The sequence below is a fragment of the Microbacterium gubbeenense DSM 15944 genome, assembly GCF_000422745.1.
Classification (GTDB): Bacteria; Actinomycetota; Actinomycetes; order Actinomycetales; family Microbacteriaceae; genus Microbacterium; species Microbacterium gubbeenense.
The window spans coordinates 116,734-132,002 of sequence record NZ_AUGQ01000002.1 but is presented as its reverse complement, the minus strand read 5'-3'; the positions used below and the strand labels follow the sequence as shown (position 1 = coordinate 132,002).

Annotated in this window: 13 protein-coding genes; 12 read left to right on the top strand and 1 reads right to left on the bottom strand. The window is 68.3% G+C overall.

What is annotated here, in order from left to right; genetic code table 11:
* Positions 1-15: 15 nt before the first annotated feature.
* The 5 genes from G510_RS17770 (at position 16) to tmk (ending at position 4,442) form a co-directional block, all read left to right on the top strand.
* The gene (locus tag G510_RS17770) at positions 16-180 is read left to right on the top strand and encodes a DUF4244 domain-containing protein (RefSeq protein WP_084644164.1); all 165 of its coding nucleotides are present in this window, start codon (positions 16-18) and stop codon (positions 178-180) included.
* The gene (locus G510_RS0102610) at positions 177-512 is read left to right on the top strand and encodes a TadE family type IV pilus minor pilin (protein WP_029152332.1); all 336 of its coding nucleotides are present in this window, start codon (positions 177-179) and stop codon (positions 510-512) included. The genes G510_RS17770 and G510_RS0102610 overlap by 4 nt, the downstream gene beginning before the upstream one ends.
* A 1-nt stretch (position 513) precedes the next feature.
* Complete coding sequence (locus tag G510_RS0102605; protein WP_036321696.1) at positions 514-846, top strand: Rv3654c family TadE-like protein; 333 nt, start codon at positions 514-516, stop codon at positions 844-846.
* A 79-nt stretch (positions 847-925) separates the two neighbouring features.
* Positions 926-3,754: a type I DNA topoisomerase gene (gene topA, locus G510_RS0102600; protein ID WP_029152330.1), complete on the top strand. Its 2,829-nt coding sequence runs from the start codon at positions 926-928 to the stop codon at positions 3,752-3,754.
* Positions 3,755-3,827: 73 nt separating this feature from the next.
* Complete coding sequence (gene tmk, locus G510_RS0102595) at positions 3,828-4,442, top strand: dTMP kinase (RefSeq protein WP_029152329.1); 615 nt, start codon at positions 3,828-3,830, stop codon at positions 4,440-4,442.
* Between the two features lie 10 nt (positions 4,443-4,452).
* Here the strand turns inward: tmk and G510_RS0102590 are convergent, their stop codons facing one another.
* Entirely contained in the window at positions 4,453-5,325 is an 873-nt protein-coding gene (locus G510_RS0102590; RefSeq protein ID WP_245563214.1) for a carbohydrate kinase family protein, read from the bottom strand.
* A 137-nt stretch (positions 5,326-5,462) separates the two neighbouring features.
* On the opposite strand from G510_RS0102590, the gene G510_RS0102585 reads away from it, so the two are divergent.
* The 7 genes from G510_RS0102585 (at position 5,463) to infB (ending at position 15,205) form a co-directional block, all read left to right on the top strand.
* Positions 5,463-5,777, top strand: coding sequence for a DMT family transporter (locus G510_RS0102585; RefSeq protein WP_029152327.1), 315 nt, complete (start codon positions 5,463-5,465; stop codon positions 5,775-5,777).
* Entirely contained in the window at positions 5,777-6,112 is a 336-nt protein-coding gene (locus tag G510_RS0102580; protein WP_029152326.1) for a DMT family transporter, read from the top strand. The genes G510_RS0102585 and G510_RS0102580 overlap by 1 nt, the downstream gene beginning before the upstream one ends.
* Positions 6,113-6,207: 95 nt before the next feature.
* On the top strand, positions 6,208-7,974 hold the full coding sequence (locus G510_RS0102575; protein ID WP_029152325.1) for a proline--tRNA ligase: 1,767 nt from the start codon (positions 6,208-6,210) through the stop codon (positions 7,972-7,974).
* 171 nt (positions 7,975-8,145) lie between these two features.
* On the top strand, positions 8,146-10,941 hold the full coding sequence (locus G510_RS0102570) for an ExeM/NucH family extracellular endonuclease (protein ID WP_029152324.1): 2,796 nt from the start codon (positions 8,146-8,148) through the stop codon (positions 10,939-10,941).
* Positions 10,942-11,070: 129 nt separating this feature from the next.
* Complete coding sequence (gene nusA, locus G510_RS0102565; protein ID WP_029152323.1) at positions 11,071-12,060, top strand: transcription termination factor NusA; 990 nt, start codon at positions 11,071-11,073, stop codon at positions 12,058-12,060.
* Between the two features lie 47 nt (positions 12,061-12,107).
* Positions 12,108-12,380, top strand: coding sequence for a YlxR family protein (locus G510_RS17765; RefSeq protein WP_084644163.1), 273 nt, complete (start codon positions 12,108-12,110; stop codon positions 12,378-12,380).
* Between the two features lie 59 nt (positions 12,381-12,439).
* A complete protein-coding gene (gene infB / locus G510_RS0102560; protein ID WP_029152322.1) occupies positions 12,440-15,205 on the top strand; it encodes a translation initiation factor IF-2 in 2,766 nt (921 codons plus the stop codon).
* The last annotated feature ends 64 nt before the right edge of the window (positions 15,206-15,269 follow it).

Sequence of the window (15,269 nt, the reverse complement as noted above, 5' to 3'; positions counted from 1 at the left end):
TAGAAAGGACACCCCATGACAGATCTCTGGACCGACGAGGAAGGAGCATCCACGGCTGAGTACGCGATCGTGACGATGGCCGCTGTAGCCATCGCGGGCGTACTCGTCGCCGTGATGCGTTCTGGCAGTGTGCAGTCGCTGCTGCAGGGAATCGTCGAGAAGGCGCTGCAGACGCCATGACACTGTCGCTGCGCGACCGCGGCTCCGCATCGGCGGAGTTCGCGGTCGCGCTGCCGGCCCTCCTGATCGTGGTCGTTCTCGGGATCGGCGCGCTCATGGCCGGATCCGTGTCCGTGCGGCTGCAGGACGCGGCGGCGGACGCGGCGCGGCTGGCGGCGCGCGGCGAGCCGGACCGCGCCTCGGGCGTTGTCGGATCCGCCGTCGAGGGCGCTTCTGCGACTGTCGAGGGATCCGGTGACCTCATCTGCGTGACGGCGAGCGCGAACGTCGTGCTTTCGGTCGTCACGGTTCCGGTGTGGGCGAAGAGCTGCGCGCTCGACGGAGGGCTGTGACGTGGGCGCGAGTGTATTGACAGCCGGGGCCATCGGGTGCGCCGCGACCCTCGCGATGGGACTCGCGGTCGTCGGGGGAGCAGCCGTTGCCGGGCAGCGCGCCGCGGGAATCGCGGACGCGGCGGCACTGGCCGCGGCCGACGCACTCGCGGGATTCGCCACCGGCGACCCATGCGGCCGCGCCGCCCAGGTAGTCTCGGCGCAGGGAGCGAGTGTCACGTCGTGCAATATCGATGGTCTCGTCGCGACCGTGCGCATCTCGATGACGTACGCTCGATTTCCTGTCGCCGCGGCCGCAAGGGCCGGGCCGCCACTCGAGGCGGAGTCACCGTGATGCAGCACATCATCGGCGAGAACCCGCGGCTGTGCACAGTGTGCGGTGTGTATGGTGTGCTTCGAAGAAAGGACCCGCTTTGCCAGACGGTAAGAAACTCGTCATCGTCGAGTCGCCCACCAAGATGCGCTCGATCCAGGGGTATCTCGGTGACGACTACGAGGTGCTCAGCTCGGTCGGTCATATCCGCGATCTCGCCGATAAGCGCGACATCCCGGAGAAGGACCGAGCGGCGTTCGGCAAGTATTCGATCGACGTCGAACACGGGTTCACTCCTTACTATGTGGTCAGCGACCGCAAGACGAAGACCGTCACCGAACTGCGACGGGCTCTCAAGGGGGCGAGCGAACTCGTGCTCGCCACTGATGGCGACCGCGAGGGCGAGGCCATCGCGTGGCACCTTCTCGAGACGCTGAAGCCCAAGGTTCCGGTCAAGCGCATGGTCTTCCACGAGATCACCAAGGACGCGATCCAGAAGGCCGTCGATGACACGCGCGAGCTCGACATCTCGCTCGTCGACGCCCAGGAGACGCGCCGCGTGCTCGACCGCCTGTACGGCTGGGACGTGTCGCCCGTGCTCTGGCGCAAGGTCGGATCCGGAGCATCGGGTCAGACTCTCAGCGCGGGCCGCGTGCAGTCGGCCGCCACTCGCATGGTTGTCGACCGCGAGCGCGAGCGCATGGCGTTCGTCTCGGCGCGGTACTGCTCGATCTCCGCGACCGCCTCGCGCGCCGACACCGGGTTCTCGATCCGGCTGTCGCGCATTGACGGCGCTCCGCTCGCATCGGGCCGTGACTTCGACGACAAGGGCGAGCTGAAGCGCGCCGTCGTCGTGCTGGGCGAAGACGACGCCGTCTCGCTCGCGAAGGCCGTCGACGCCGCAGGATCCGCGAAGGTCGCGAACGTCGAGGCCAAGCCCGGCACACGCCGCCCGTACGCGCCGTTCACGACGTCGACCCTGCAGCAGGAGGCCGGGCGCAAGCTCGGCATGACGGCGAAGATCGCCATGAGCGTTGCGCAGAGCCTGTACGAGCGCGGGTACATCACCTATATGCGTACGGATTCGATCAACCTCAGCGCCCAGGCCGTGCAGGCCGCGCGTTCGCAGGCCGTCGCGCTCTACGGCGATAAAGCGATCCCCGCCAAGCCGCGCGTGTACGCGTCGAAGTCGAAGAACGCGCAGGAGGCGCACGAGGCGATTCGTCCCTCGGGGGACACCTTCCGCACGCCGAAAGACGTCTCGGGCCAGCTCGGTCGCGACGAGCAGCGCATGTACGACCTGATCTGGAAGCGCACGATCGCGAGCCAGATGAGCGACGCGAAGCTCGAGACCACGACCGTCACGCTCGAGCAGACGGCGGATGGCAAGAAGCTCGGCTTCACCGCCTCCGGAACCGTCTACACCTTCAAGGGTTTCCTCGAGGCGTATGAAGAGGGCGCCGACGAGAAGCGCAACAAGGGCGACGAGGACCAGAACCAGCAGCTGCCGCAGGTGGTCGTGGGCGACGAGCTCGACGTCAACGACGCTGAGGCGAAGAACCACGAGACCTCGCCGAAGCCTCGGTACACAGAGGCGACGCTGGTCAAGGCGCTCGAGGAGCGCGGTATCGGCCGCCCCTCGACGTTCGCGAGCATCATCGGTGTGATCCTCGATCGCGGCTATGTCACCAAGCGCGGCCAGGCACTCGTGCCGACGTGGCTCGCGTTCAGCGTGATCCGCCTGCTCGAACGCCACTTCGGCGAACTCGTCGATTACGACTTCACCGCCGAGCTCGAGGAGGACCTCGACCGCATCGCGCGCGGCGAGGCCGACCGATCCGAGTGGCTGAAAGGCTTCTACTACGGCGGCGACGAGCACCCGGGTCTGCGCGGAATCGTCGACAACCTCGGCGAGATCGACGCCCGTGAGCTGAACGCGACGCCGATCACCGACACCGCCACGCTGCGGTTCGGCAAGTACGGCCCGTACCTCGAGGTGACCGATCCCGACAAGCCCGACGCGGATCCCCGCCGCATCAACGTGCCGGAAGAGCTCGCCCCCGACGAGCTCACGCCCGAAAAGGTACAGGAACTCGTGGACGCGCCCGTCGCGGGCAACCGCGTGCTCGGCGAGAACCCCGACAACGGCAAGGTCGTCGTCGTGAAGGACGGCCGTTTCGGTCCGTACCTGGAGGAGACCGAGCCCGAGGATCCGGAGGCCGACCCCGCAACGGGCGAGGTCGCCGAGGCGCCGAAGAAGAAGACGACGAAGAAGGCAGCGGCCCCCAAGCCGCGTCGTGCGTCGCTGTTCAAGTCGATGTCGCCCGAGACGATCGAGCTCGATACGGCGCTGAAGCTGCTGAACCTGCCGCGCACCGTCGGCATCGACCCGACGAGCGAAGAGCCGATCACGGCGCAGAACGGCCGATATGGTCCGTACCTCAAGAAGGGCGCCGACTCGCGCTCGCTCGAGGCGGAGCAGCAGATCTTCGACATCACGCTCGAGGAAGCTCTCGAGGTGTACACGAAGCCGAAGTACGGCGCCCGTCGCGCCGCGAGCGCGCTGAAGGAGTTCGAGAAGGAGGATCCGGCGAGCGGCAAGGCCGTACGGATCCGCGATGGCCGCTTCGGACCGTACGTCACCGACGGCGAGACGAACGCGACGATCCCTCGCGGCACGAACGTCGACGACGTCGACTTCGAGGCCGCCGTGCAGCTGCTCGCCGACAAGCGTGCGAAGGGCCCGGCCAAGAAGCGCACGACCGCGCGCAAGACGGCCGCGAAGTCCACGACGGCGAAGAAGACGACCGCGAAGAAGGCCGCGCCGAAGACCGACGAGGAGAAGGCCGCGGCCCGATCCGCCGCCGCGAAGAAGGCCGCCGCGACCCGCGCCGCGAACGCAGCAAAGAAAAAGGCACAGGGCGCGTAGGCCCCCAGGGGCCGGCGTCGCGCAGGAATCCTCCCGTTCTCGCGGCGCCGGTTCTCTCGCAGGAAGAACACACATGACTGACGGCCTCTGGATCACCTTCGAGGGTGGCGACGGAACCGGCAAGACCACCCAGGCGGAGCTGCTGCGGGAGTGGTTCGAGCAACAGGGGCGCGCGGTGGTGCGCACGCGTGAGCCTGGCGGTACCGAGGCGGGCAAGACCATCCGCGAGATCGTGCTTCACTCCCGCGGTGAACTCGATGACCGCACGGAGGCGCTCCTGTTCGCCGCCGACCGGGCCCACCACATCCACACAATCGTGCGTCCGGCGCTCGAACGCGGCGAGGTCGTGATTCAGGATCGATACCTCGACTCGTCGGTGGCCTATCAGGGCGCCGCGCGCGCTCTCGGCGCCGACGAGGTTCGCGAGCTCTCGCTCTGGGCGACGGGTGGGGCGCTTCCGGACGTCACGGTGCTGCTCGATCTGGATCCCGCGGTGGCGCGCCGCCGCCTCGACGCCGACGACAAGCCGTTCGACCGCCTGGAGGCGGAGAAAGCCGAGTTCCACACGCGCGTGCGCGACGCGTTCCTCGCGCTCGCGGCCGCCGAGCCCGAACGCTTCCTCGTCATCGACGCGACCCTCCCGCGCGAAGAGATCCAGAACCGGATTCGCGAACGGATTCGTCCGTGATAGGGACTCGTCAGAGCGCGCCGCTTGCCGGGAGGACGGACTCCAAGAGCGGGTGGAGATGCCGCGATGCGAGCACGGGAACCGTGGCTGCCGACGCGGCTTCCAGGGATTCGATGACGCCCCGCCCGTCGAGGCGCGCATTGAGCAGCCCTGCGAAGAACGCATCACCCGCGCCGTTCGTGTCGATCACCGTCGCGGACGGCGCGGGGACGTTGTAGACCCGTCCTGAATCGTCGACCGCGACCGCGCCATCCGCGCCGCGGGTGCATACGGCGAGCGATGCTCCGCTCTCAACGCATGAGCGAAGGAACTCTGTGGGTCGAGGCAGCCGATCCTCGCTGCAGAGAACGACGTCGGCCGCCTCCAAGAAGGGGCGGTGGAAGTCATCGCGGCCGTCGTAGTCGTGGAGGTCCACCCAGAGTGTCGTCTCGCGTTGCCTTTGTGCCGCGGCAATGAGACGGCGCCCTTCCGCTGAGAGATCGAGCACGATCGCGGCGGCTCTGGACATCGCCGTGAGCATGTCGTCATCGGGTGCGTCGCCCGACGAATCTGGCGTAGCCAGGTAGAGCGAGACGCGTTCTCCCGCAGGAGTCATGAGATTGAGATGGCGTTCTGTCTCGAGAGCAGGCACCACATCCAACTCGATGGTTGTCGCGGACAGTGCCTCGCGAATGCGCCTACCGGGGGCATCGTCTCCGAGGAGGGTGCGCAGATACACGGGGCGCCCGAGTCCGGCGAGGCTGAGGGCCTTACCCGCGCTCGTGCCACCGAGAGTCTGCCAGTCGCGCGTGGCGAACTGCATGTGCGGCACGGGTTCCGGCAGATGGTCCAGCATCACGAGTGTGTTCCATGACACGGGGCCGGCGATGAAGATGGGGCGCATGGATGCCATTATGGCGTCCCGCGGCGCTGTCTCCTGGCCGACGATAGACTGGAGCTGTACGCGGATCCTGCGTGCCGGACGGGACGACCCGGCCGACTTCCTGAAGTTCGGGGACGACCCCGGTGGGAGGATCCGCTATGGAATGGATCGTTCTGGTCGCCTCGGGAATGCTCGAGGCGGTGTGGGCCACGGCGCTGTCGGCGTCGAAGGGCTTCAAGAAGCTGTGGCCGTCGGTCGTCTTCGTCGTCTCGCTGGTGGTGAGCATGGCCGGTCTCGCCTTCGCGATGAGCCGCATCCCCACGGGCACCGCCTACGCCGTTTGGGTGGGGATCGGCGCCGTGCTCACCGTGCTGCTCGCCGTCGTGCGCAAGGAAGAGCGACTGACCCTCGCGCGCGGCGCCCTGCTCGCGCTGCTCGTGGCGAGCGTCATCGGGCTGAAGGCGGTGAGCTGATGTCGTGGGTCGTCCTCATCATCAGCGCGGTGCTCGAGGCCGTCTGGGCCACGGCCCTCGGCGAAAGCGATGGGCTGTCCCAGCCGGTTCCGACGGTCGTGTTCCTCGTCGCGCTCACGGCGAGCATGATCGGCCTCGGATATGCGGCCCGCGATATCCCGATCGGCACCGCATACGCCGTGTGGACCGGCACCGGCGCCGCCCTCACCGTGATCTACGCGATGGCGACGGGCGCCGAGCCGATCACGTGCTATCGCGTGCTGTTCATCGCCGGAATCGTCGGCGCGGTCATCGGTCTGAAGCTGGTGAAACCGAAGCCCGCGCGCCCCGAGTAGGTTCCGGAAGTGCCCCGTGGTCGTTCTGACGCACCATAACGACCACGGGGGCATTCGCGAACATCCGCCTCCGCCCGACGGAATAGACTCAGTCCGTGGTCACTCGTCTCTCCAAGCTCTTCGTCCGTACCCTCCGGGATGATCCCGCCGATGCCGAGGTGCGCAGTCACAAGCTGCTGGTGCGTGCCGGATACATCCGGCGCCAGGCCCCGGGTATCTTCGCGTGGCTCCCGCTCGGCCTCCGCGTGAAGGCGCGGATCGAGCAGATCGTGCGCGAGGAGATGAATCGCGCGGGTGCGCAGGAGGTGCACTTCCCGGCTCTCATGCCGCGCGAGCCCTACGAGCAGTCGGGTCGCTGGGACGAGTACGGTGACGCGCTGTTCCGCCTGCACGATCGCCACGGCGCCGACTACCTGCTCGCGCCCACGCACGAGGAGGCGTTCACGCTGCTCGTGAAGGACCTCTACTCGTCGTACAAGGACCTGCCGCTGTCGATCTATCAGATCCAGGACAAGTACCGCGACGAGGCGCGTCCGCGCGCGGGTCTGCTGCGCGGCCGCGAGTTCACGATGAAGGACGCCTACTCCTTCGACGCGTCCGACGCCGGGCTCGACGCGAGCTACGACGCGCAGCGCGACGCCTACGAGCGCATCTTCACGCGCCTCGGCATGGAGTACGTGATCGTCAAGGCCGACGCCGGGGCGATGGGCGGATCCCGCAGCGAGGAGTTCCTGCACCCGACTCCCGTCGGCGAGGATACGTTCGTGCGCAGCGCGGGCGGATACGCCGCGAACGTCGAGGCGTTCACGACGCTGGTACCGGATCCCATCGACTTCGCCGGTGCGCCGGCGCCCGTCATCTATGACTCGCCCGGCACCACGACGATCGCCACGCTCGTCAACCACGCCAACGAGACCGTTCCCGGCGCGCCGGAGGGCGGCTGGACCGCCGCGCACACGCTCAAGAACGTCGTGCTGGCGCTGTCGCACCTCGACGGATCCCGCGAGCTCGTCGTCGTCGGGCTGCCCGGCGACCGCGACATCGACGACAAGCGCGTCGAAGTGGCGTTCGCGCCGGCCGAGGTCGAGCCTGCGACCGCCGAGGACCTGGCGAAGAATCCGGTTCTCGTGCGCGGCTTCATCGGCCCGTGGAGCGAGACCGGAGCCGTTCTCGGCGAGAAGTCCGCCACGGGGATCCGCTACCTCGTCGACCCGCGCGTCGTCGACGGATCCACATGGATCACCGGCGCGAACGCCGACGATCGTCACGTGTACGGGCTGGTCGCGGGCCGCGACTTCACGCCCGACGGCACGATCGAGGCGGCGACGGTGCGCGAGGGCGACCCCGCCCCCGACGGATCCGGCCCCGTGACCCTCGAGCGCGGCATGGAGATCGGTCACATCTTCCAGCTCGGTCGGAAGTACGCCGAGTCGCTCGGGCTCAAGGTGCTCGACGAGAACGGCAAGCTGGTCACGGTGACGATGGGCTCGTACGGCATCGGGATCACGCGCGTTATGGCCGCGATCGCCGAGCTGTTCAGCGACGACAAGGGTCTGATCTGGCCCGAGGCGATCGCCCCGTTCGACATCCACGTCGTCGCGACTGGCAAGGGCCAGGAGGCGTACGACCTCGCCGATTCGCTCATAGAGGGGCTCGAGGAGGCCGGCAAGGACGTATTGTTCGACGACCGACCGAAGGTGTCTCCCGGCGTGAAGTTCGGCGACGCCGAGATCCTGGGCGTGCCGCAGATCGTCGTGTCGGGTCGCGCCGCGGTCAACGGCGAGGTCGAGCTGTGGGATCGCCGCTCGGGCGAGCGTGAGACGCTCCCGCTCGCGGAGGCGATCGCCCGGCTCACGGCCTGACGCCGGCGCGCAGAGGGGCTCGCTCAGGCGGGCCCCTTTCGCGTGTCAGGGGTTCGGGGCAGGATCGTGGCAGTTCCCCAGCGCTTCACCAACCGGACGCGCGGGGGCAACTTTCCGGTGACACGCTGATGTGTCATTCGGTACACGCCTATCTCTTCGGGAGCCGCACACATGTCGCATCGGACCGCTCACCACACGCGCCGAGGGGCGGCCCTGCTCGCAGGCGCGGGCCTCGCGGCGGCCGGAATCGCCGTCGTCCCGTCGGCGGCGATCGCCGCACCAGACGGATCCGGTCTCGTGATCAGCGAGGCGTTCGGGGGCGGCGGCAACAGCGGCGCGCCGCTCACGAACGACTTCGTCGAGCTGTTCAACCCGACCGATCAGGCGATCGACCTGGCCGGGCTGAGCCTCGAGTACAAGTCGGCGGCGGGCGGCTCGGGCGGCTCGCTCGCGCTGGATGGAACCGTCGAGCCTGGCGCCCATTTCCTGGTGCAGCTTGCCGAGGGCAACGGGGAGGGCGATCCGCTGCCGACGGCAGACCAGACCGGCCGCATCAACATGTCCGGGTCGAACGGCCGCGTGTATCTGTTCGAGGGCACCGGACAGTTCCCGGCGACCGAGGGCGACCTCGCGGGCGCCGACGGCCTCGTCGACATGCTCGGCTTCGGATCCGCGGTGTCGTTCGAGACGGCGCCGAGCGCCGCGCTCAACAACACCACGAGCGCCTCGCGCACCGACGGCGCCGACTCCAACGACAACGGAACCGACTTCGCCGTGGGCGCGCCGACGCCCGTGAACGCGGCCGGTGAGTCGGGCGGATCGACGCCCGAGGAGCCCGAGCCGGGCGAAGCCGTCGACGCGACGATCGCCGAGGTCCAGGGCGAGGGCGACGCATCGCCGATGGCCGGGCAGACCGTCACGGTGCAGGGCGTCGTCACGGCAGACTGGCGCGACGGCGGCTTCAACGGCTTCACGATGCAGGATCCGGCGGGCGACCCGGAAGACGGCGCGTCCGATGCCGTGTTCATCTGGGGCGATAAGGCGCGCGCCGAGATCGGCCAGAGCGTGGCCGTGACGGGCGAGGTCAGCGAGTACGAGGGCCTCACCGAGATCACGGTCGACGCGATCGAGGTGCTGCCTGCGGCCCTGGGCGAGATCGTTCCGCTCACGGACTGGGAGGCGGTGGCGACGGACGAGGGCAAGCGCGCGCACGAGAGCGAGCTCGTCCACTTCGACGCGCCCTTCACCGTCACCGACAACTACGACGCGAACTTCTACGGCTCGTTCGGGCTCGCGCTCGGCGACGAGACCCTGCGGCAGCCGACGTCCGACATCGACCCGCACGACACCGAGGCGATCGCCGCGCGCGTGGCCGAGAACGCGGCGAAGTCGATCACGCTCGATGACGCGCGCAGCACCAACTTCAACAGCCAGAAGGACACACCGCTGTCCTACCTCACGGCCGACAACCCCGTGCGCGTCGGATCGCACGTCACCTTCGAGCGCCCGTTCGTGCTCGACTACCGTTTCGGCGGCTGGGCCCTGCAGCCTCTCACGCCGATCACAGGCGACGGATCCGAAGCCGTCACCTTCTCCGACGAGCGCGCGGCGAACGAGCGTCCGCAGGAGGTCGGGGGAGACCTCAGCATCGCGACGTTCAACGTGCTGAACTACTTCCCGACCACGGCCGAGGAGTTCGTCGCTTCGGGCCTCGGAACGTGCTCGTTCTACACCGACCGCGACCGCGAGCCCATCGCGGCGAACCGGTGCGAGCCCAACGGCCCGCGCGGCGCGGCGACGAGCGAGAGCCTCGAGCGGCAGCAGGCGAAGATCGTGAAGGCGATCAGCGCCTCGGGCGCGTCGATCGTCTCGCTCGAGGAGATCGAGAACTCCGCGCACTTCGGCAAGGATCGCGACTTCGCTGTGAAGGCGCTCGTCGACGCGCTGAATGCGGCCGACGGATCCGGTGCATGGGACTACGCCGCGAGCCCCGAGGCGCTTCCCTCGGATGAGGACGTCATCCGCAACGCCTTCATCTTCCGCGCGGGCGACGTCGATCTCGTCGGCGAATCGCACATCCTCGTCGACGACCCTGCCTTCGACAACGCGCGCGAGCCGCTGTTCCAGGGCTTCAAGGCCGACGGCGCCGCAGACGGCGAGGCCTTCCTCGTCGCGGCCAACCACCTCAAGTCGAAGGGGTCGGGCGTCGACGACGGCACTGGGCAGGGCAACGCTAACCCCGATCGCGTGCGCCAGGCCGAGGCGCTCGTCGCCTTCAGCGCCGACGTGCAGGAGACGACCGGCATCGAGCCGGTGTTCCTGGCCGGCGACTTCAACGCGTACGCGGCAGAGGATCCCGCGCGAAAGATCGAGGCGGCCGGCTTCACCAACCTCAACTACGCGCTGAACGGCGGCGAGGCGACGTACAACTTCGACGGCATGGACGGCTCGCTCGATCACGTGTTCGCCAACTCCGCCGCGCTCGACCTCGTCACGGGCGTCGACGTCTGGCAGATCAACGGCCAGGAACAGGTCGGGTACGAGTACAGCCGCTACAACTACAACGCGACCCAGCTGTACGACGACAGCGTGTTCCGCGCGAGCGACCACAACCCGATCCTCGTCGGTATCGCTGCGGCGGGCGCGGAAGAGCCGCCCGCCGAAGACGAGTGGCAGCAGGGTCAGGTGTACGACAGCGGTGATGTCGTCTCGCTCGACGGCACGACCTACGTTGCGCAGTGGTGGACGACCGAGCGCCCGGGGTCGTCGCCCTGGGGATCCTGGATGGAGCAGGGCGCGACGGTCGCGTGCGCCGAGGGCGACGTGAGCACGTGGACGAGCTCGCAGGTCTACACCGGAGGCGAGCACGTCGTCTCCGGCGGCGAGGTGTTCGAGGCGAAGTGGTGGACGCGGAACCAGGCTCCGTCGACGCCGTGGGGCCCGTGGGAGTCTCTCGGCACCTGCTGATCCGGCACGATCGGGAGCCTGGGCGCGCGCGGACGCGAACGCCCAGGCTCCTTCGGCATCTCATCGGGTATCGTCGATGGGCACCGACGCGCATGTCGTCAGGTGGGAGAGCTGAATAGGGAGGCTGCTGTGGAGATTGATCTTGCTCTGTTGCGTTCGATCGAGCGTGAGAAAGAGATTCCGTTCACGGAACTGGTGGGGATCATCGAGCAGGCGGTGCTGACCGCCTACGCGAAGCACACGTCCCAGACCGGCGAGCTGCCCGCTGGCGCCCGCGCCGAGCTCGACCACAAGACCGGCCACGTCGCGGTGATGACGCCCGTGACCGACGACGAGGGCGCCGTCGTCGGCGAAGAGGAGCAGAACCCCGAAGACTTCGGTCGGGTCGCCGCCTACGCCGCGAAGCAGGTCATCAGCCAGCGCCTGCGCGACATCGCCGACGACGCCGTGCTCGGAGAGTTCCGCGGCAAGGAGGGCGACATCGTCGCCGGCGTCGTGCAGCAGGGTACGAACCCGCGCATGATCCACGTCAATCTCGGCACGGTCGAGGGGATCCTGCCCCCTGAGGAGCAGGTTCCCGGCGAGGACTACACGCACGGCTCGCGCATCCGCGTCTACGTCACGAGCGTCGCCCGCGGCAACAAGGGGCCGGCCATCACGGTCTCGCGCACCCACCCCGGACTCGTCCGGAAGCTGTTCGCCCTCGAGGTGCCCGAGATCGCGTCGGGCCTCGTCGAGATCACCTCGCTCGCACGAGAGGCCGGCCACCGCACGAAGATGGCCGTCATTGCGGAAGACCCGTCGATCAACGCCAAGGGTGCATGCATCGGCGAGCTCGGCCGACGCGTGCGCGCCGTGCAGGACGAGCTCGGCAACGAGAAGATCGACATCGTCGACTACGACCCTGACCTCGCGACGTTCGTCGCGCACGCGCTGAGCCCCGCGAAGGTGTCCTCGAGCTTCGTGATCGACGAGAAGACGCGCGCGGTGCGCGCTCTCGTGCCCGATTATCAGCTTTCTCTCGCGATCGGCAAGGAGGGCCAGAACGCCCGCCTCGCCGCGAAGCTCACCGGCGCGAAGATCGACATCCAGCCCGACAGCATCCTTGACGAGGACTGACGCGCTGCGACACGTCGACAGCTTCGCGTACGGGGAGACCGTGTAGGATGGACACTGTACGAACGTGCGTCGGATGCCGCACGCGTGACTCCAGATCCGTGCTTCAGCGGGTCATCGCCACCGAAGATCGGCTCGTCATCGACGAGCATGCTTCGATGCCGGGGAGGGGCGCATGGGTCCATCCGGCCCGCAAATGTATGGAGCTGGCCATCCAGCGACGAGCATTCGTACGAGCATTCCGTGTGCCGGGGCCACTCGACACGCAGACTCTCACAGATCGGCTGAATAGCTATGGAAATCAAGTGAACGGCTCGAAATGAGACCCGTCCGCCGTTAAGAGGTCTGCCCTGTCTGGGTAGACCGCCCAGACAGGAGAATTGTGGCAAAACCACGCGTACATGAGATCGCGGCCGAAATCGGCGTCGATAGCAAGACCGCTCTCGCAAAGCTCAAGGAGCTCGGCGAGTTCGTGAAGAGCCCGTCGTCGACGATCGAGCCGCCCGTCGCGCGCAAGCTGCGCGCGGCGTTCGAGGGCGTTGAGGGATCCGCCGAGAAGGCGCCGGCCGCCAAGGCCGCCGCGCCGAAGTCGGGCGCCCCCAAGCCGGGCGGACCGAAGCCCGGCCCCGCGAAGCCGAAGGCAGCCCCGAAGCCCGCAGAGGCTCCGAAGGCCGCGCCGACGCCTGCCGCGGAGGCACCGAAGGCAGCTTCCGACGCGCCGAAGCCCGGCGCCGACGCACCGAAGCCCGCCGCGAAGTCGTCCGCCCCGTCACCGGGTGCGGCCAAGCCGGGAGCAGCGAAGCCTGCCGCCGGTGACTCGAGCGCGCCGAAGCCCGGCGCGCGCCCGGGCAACAACCCGTTCGCGTCGTCGCAGGGCATGGGCCAGCGCCCCGCCGGCGGCCCGCGCCCGGGCAACAACCCGTTCGCGTCGTCGCAGGGCATGGGCCAGCGCCCGACGCCCGGCAACATCCCGCGCCCCCCGAAGCCCCAGGCTCCGCGCCCCGGCGCGCCGAAGCCGGGCGGTCGCCCCGGCGGCCCCGGTCGCGGTCGTCCCGGCGGTGCCGGCGGCGGTCGTCCGGGCGGCGGTGCTCCGTTCCAGCAGCGTCCGGGCGGCGGAGGCCCCCCCGGTGCCGGTGGCGGTTTCCGTCCCGGTGGCGGTTTCGCCGGTCGTCCGGGTCCCGGTGGTCGCCGTGGCGGCACCGCTGGTGCGTTCGGTAAGGGCGGCGGCAAGTCGCGTCAGCGCAAGTCGCGTCGGGCGAAGCGCCAGGAATTCGAAATGCGGCAGGCGCCGGTTGTCGGCGGAGTCAAGGTTCCGCGCGGCAACGGCGACACCGTTATCCGCATGCGCCGCGGCGCATCGATCGCCGACTTCGCTGAGAAGCTCGAGGTCATGCACGGCGTCTCGGTACCCCCGAGCAACCTTGTGACGGTGCTGTTCCACCTCGGTGAGATGGCGACGGCGACCGAGTCGCTCGACGAGTCGACGTTCGAGGTACTGGGTTCCGAGATCGGCTACAAGGTCGAGGTCGTCTCGCCCGAGGACGAGGACAAGGAGCTCCTCGAGAGCTTCGGTCTCAACCTCGAGCAGGAAGAGCTCGATGAGGATGACGAGGATCTTGAGATCCGGCCGCCGGTCGTGACCGTCATGGGTCACGTCGACCACGGTAAGACGAGGCTCCTCGACGCGATCCGCAACACGACCGTGATCGAGGGCGAGGCCGGTGGCATCACCCAGCACATCGGTGCGTACCAGATCTGGACCGAGCACGAGGGCCACGATCGCGCGATCACGTTCATCGACACCCCGGGTCACGAGGCCTTCACGGCCATGCGCGCCCGCGGTGCTGACGTCACCGACATCGCGATCCTCGTGGTCGCGGCCGACGACGGCATCATGCCGCAGACGGTCGAGGCGCTGAACCACGCGCAGGCAGCCGGTGTTCCGGTCGTCGTCGCGGTCAACAAGGTCGACAAGCCCGAGGCCAACCCCGGCAAGGTGCGCCAGCAGCTCACCGAGTACGGCCTGGTCGCCGAAGAGTACGGCGGAGAGGTCATGTTCGTCGACGTGTCGGCGCGTCAGGGAACGGGCATCCAGGATCTCCTGGACGCCGTGCTCCTCACCGCCGACGCCGGTCTCGACCTGCGCGCGAACCCCAACAAGGAAGCGCGCGGCATCGCGATCGAGGCGAAGCTCGACAAGGGCCGCGGATCCATCGCCACGGTCCTCGTGCAGGGCGGAACGCTGCGCGTCGGCGACCCGATCGTCGCGGGCACGGCATACGGCCGCGTTCGCGCCATGATCAACGAGCACGGCGATCGCATTCAGGAAGCGGCGCCCTCGCGCCCCGTCCAGGTGCAGGGCCTCAACTCGGTTCCCCGAGCCGGCGACCTGTTCCTCGTGCCTGAGGACGACCGCACCGCCCGTCAGATCGCCGAGAAGCGCGAGGCTGTCGAGCGCAACGCCGCCCTGGCGAAGGCCCGCAAGCGCATGTCGCTCGAGGACTTCACGAAGGCGCTCGAGGAGGGCAAGGTCGAGTCGCTCAACCTCATCATCAAGGGTGACGTTTCGGGTGCCGTTGAGGCGCTCGAGGAGTCGCTGATGAAGATCGAGGTCGACGACAGCGTGCAGCTGCGCATCATCCACCGCGGTGTGGGTGCGGTCACCGAGAGCGACATCAACCTCGCCACGATCGATAACGCGATCGTGCTGGGCTTCAACGTCCGTCCGGACATGAAGGCCCGCGAGGCCGCCGCTCGCGAGGGCGTCGACATCCGGTTCTACAACGTCATCTACAACGCGATCGACGACGTGGAGGCATCGCTCAAGGGCATGCTCAAGCCGGAGTTCGAGGAGGCGCAGGCCGGTCTCGCCGAGGTGCGCGAGGTGTTCCGCTCCTCCAAGGTCGGAAACATCGCCGGTGTGCTCGTCAAGAGCGGCACCATCACGCGCAACGCGAAGGCCCGCATCATCCGCGAGGGTGTCGTGCTGGCCGATGGCCTGGCCATCGAGTCGCTGCGTCGTTTCAAGGATGACGTGACCGAGGTGAAGACCGACTTCGAGGCCGGTATCGGCCTCGGCAAGTACAACGACATCCAGATCGGTGACGAGATCGAGACGATCGAAATGATCGAGAAGCCCCGCGGCTGATCGCATACGCTGGATGCCGGGTGGTCCTTCTGGGCCACCCGGCATCTTGGTTCCGGAAGGGGAA

Excerpts from the sequence above, each read along its gene's own strand:
- G510_RS0102570 (WP_029152324.1), top strand. The coding sequence starts at position 8,146 with ATGTCGCATCGGACCGCTCACCACACGCGCCGAGGGGCGGCCCTGCTC.
- G510_RS0102610 (WP_029152332.1), top strand. The coding sequence starts at position 177 with ATGACACTGTCGCTGCGCGACCGCGGCTCCGCATCGGCGGAGTTCGCG.
- G510_RS0102580 (WP_029152326.1), top strand. The coding sequence starts at position 5,777 with ATGTCGTGGGTCGTCCTCATCATCAGCGCGGTGCTCGAGGCCGTCTGG.
- G510_RS17770 (WP_084644164.1), top strand. The coding sequence starts at position 16 with ATGACAGATCTCTGGACCGACGAGGAAGGAGCATCCACGGCTGAGTAC.
- G510_RS0102585 (WP_029152327.1), top strand. The coding sequence starts at position 5,463 with ATGGAATGGATCGTTCTGGTCGCCTCGGGAATGCTCGAGGCGGTGTGG.
- G510_RS0102590 (WP_245563214.1), bottom strand. The coding sequence starts at position 5,325 with ATGCGCCCCATCTTCATCGCCGGCCCCGTGTCATGGAACACACTCGTG.
- tmk (WP_029152329.1), top strand. The coding sequence starts at position 3,828 with ATGACTGACGGCCTCTGGATCACCTTCGAGGGTGGCGACGGAACCGGC.
- G510_RS17765 (WP_084644163.1), top strand. The coding sequence starts at position 12,108 with ATGGACACTGTACGAACGTGCGTCGGATGCCGCACGCGTGACTCCAGA.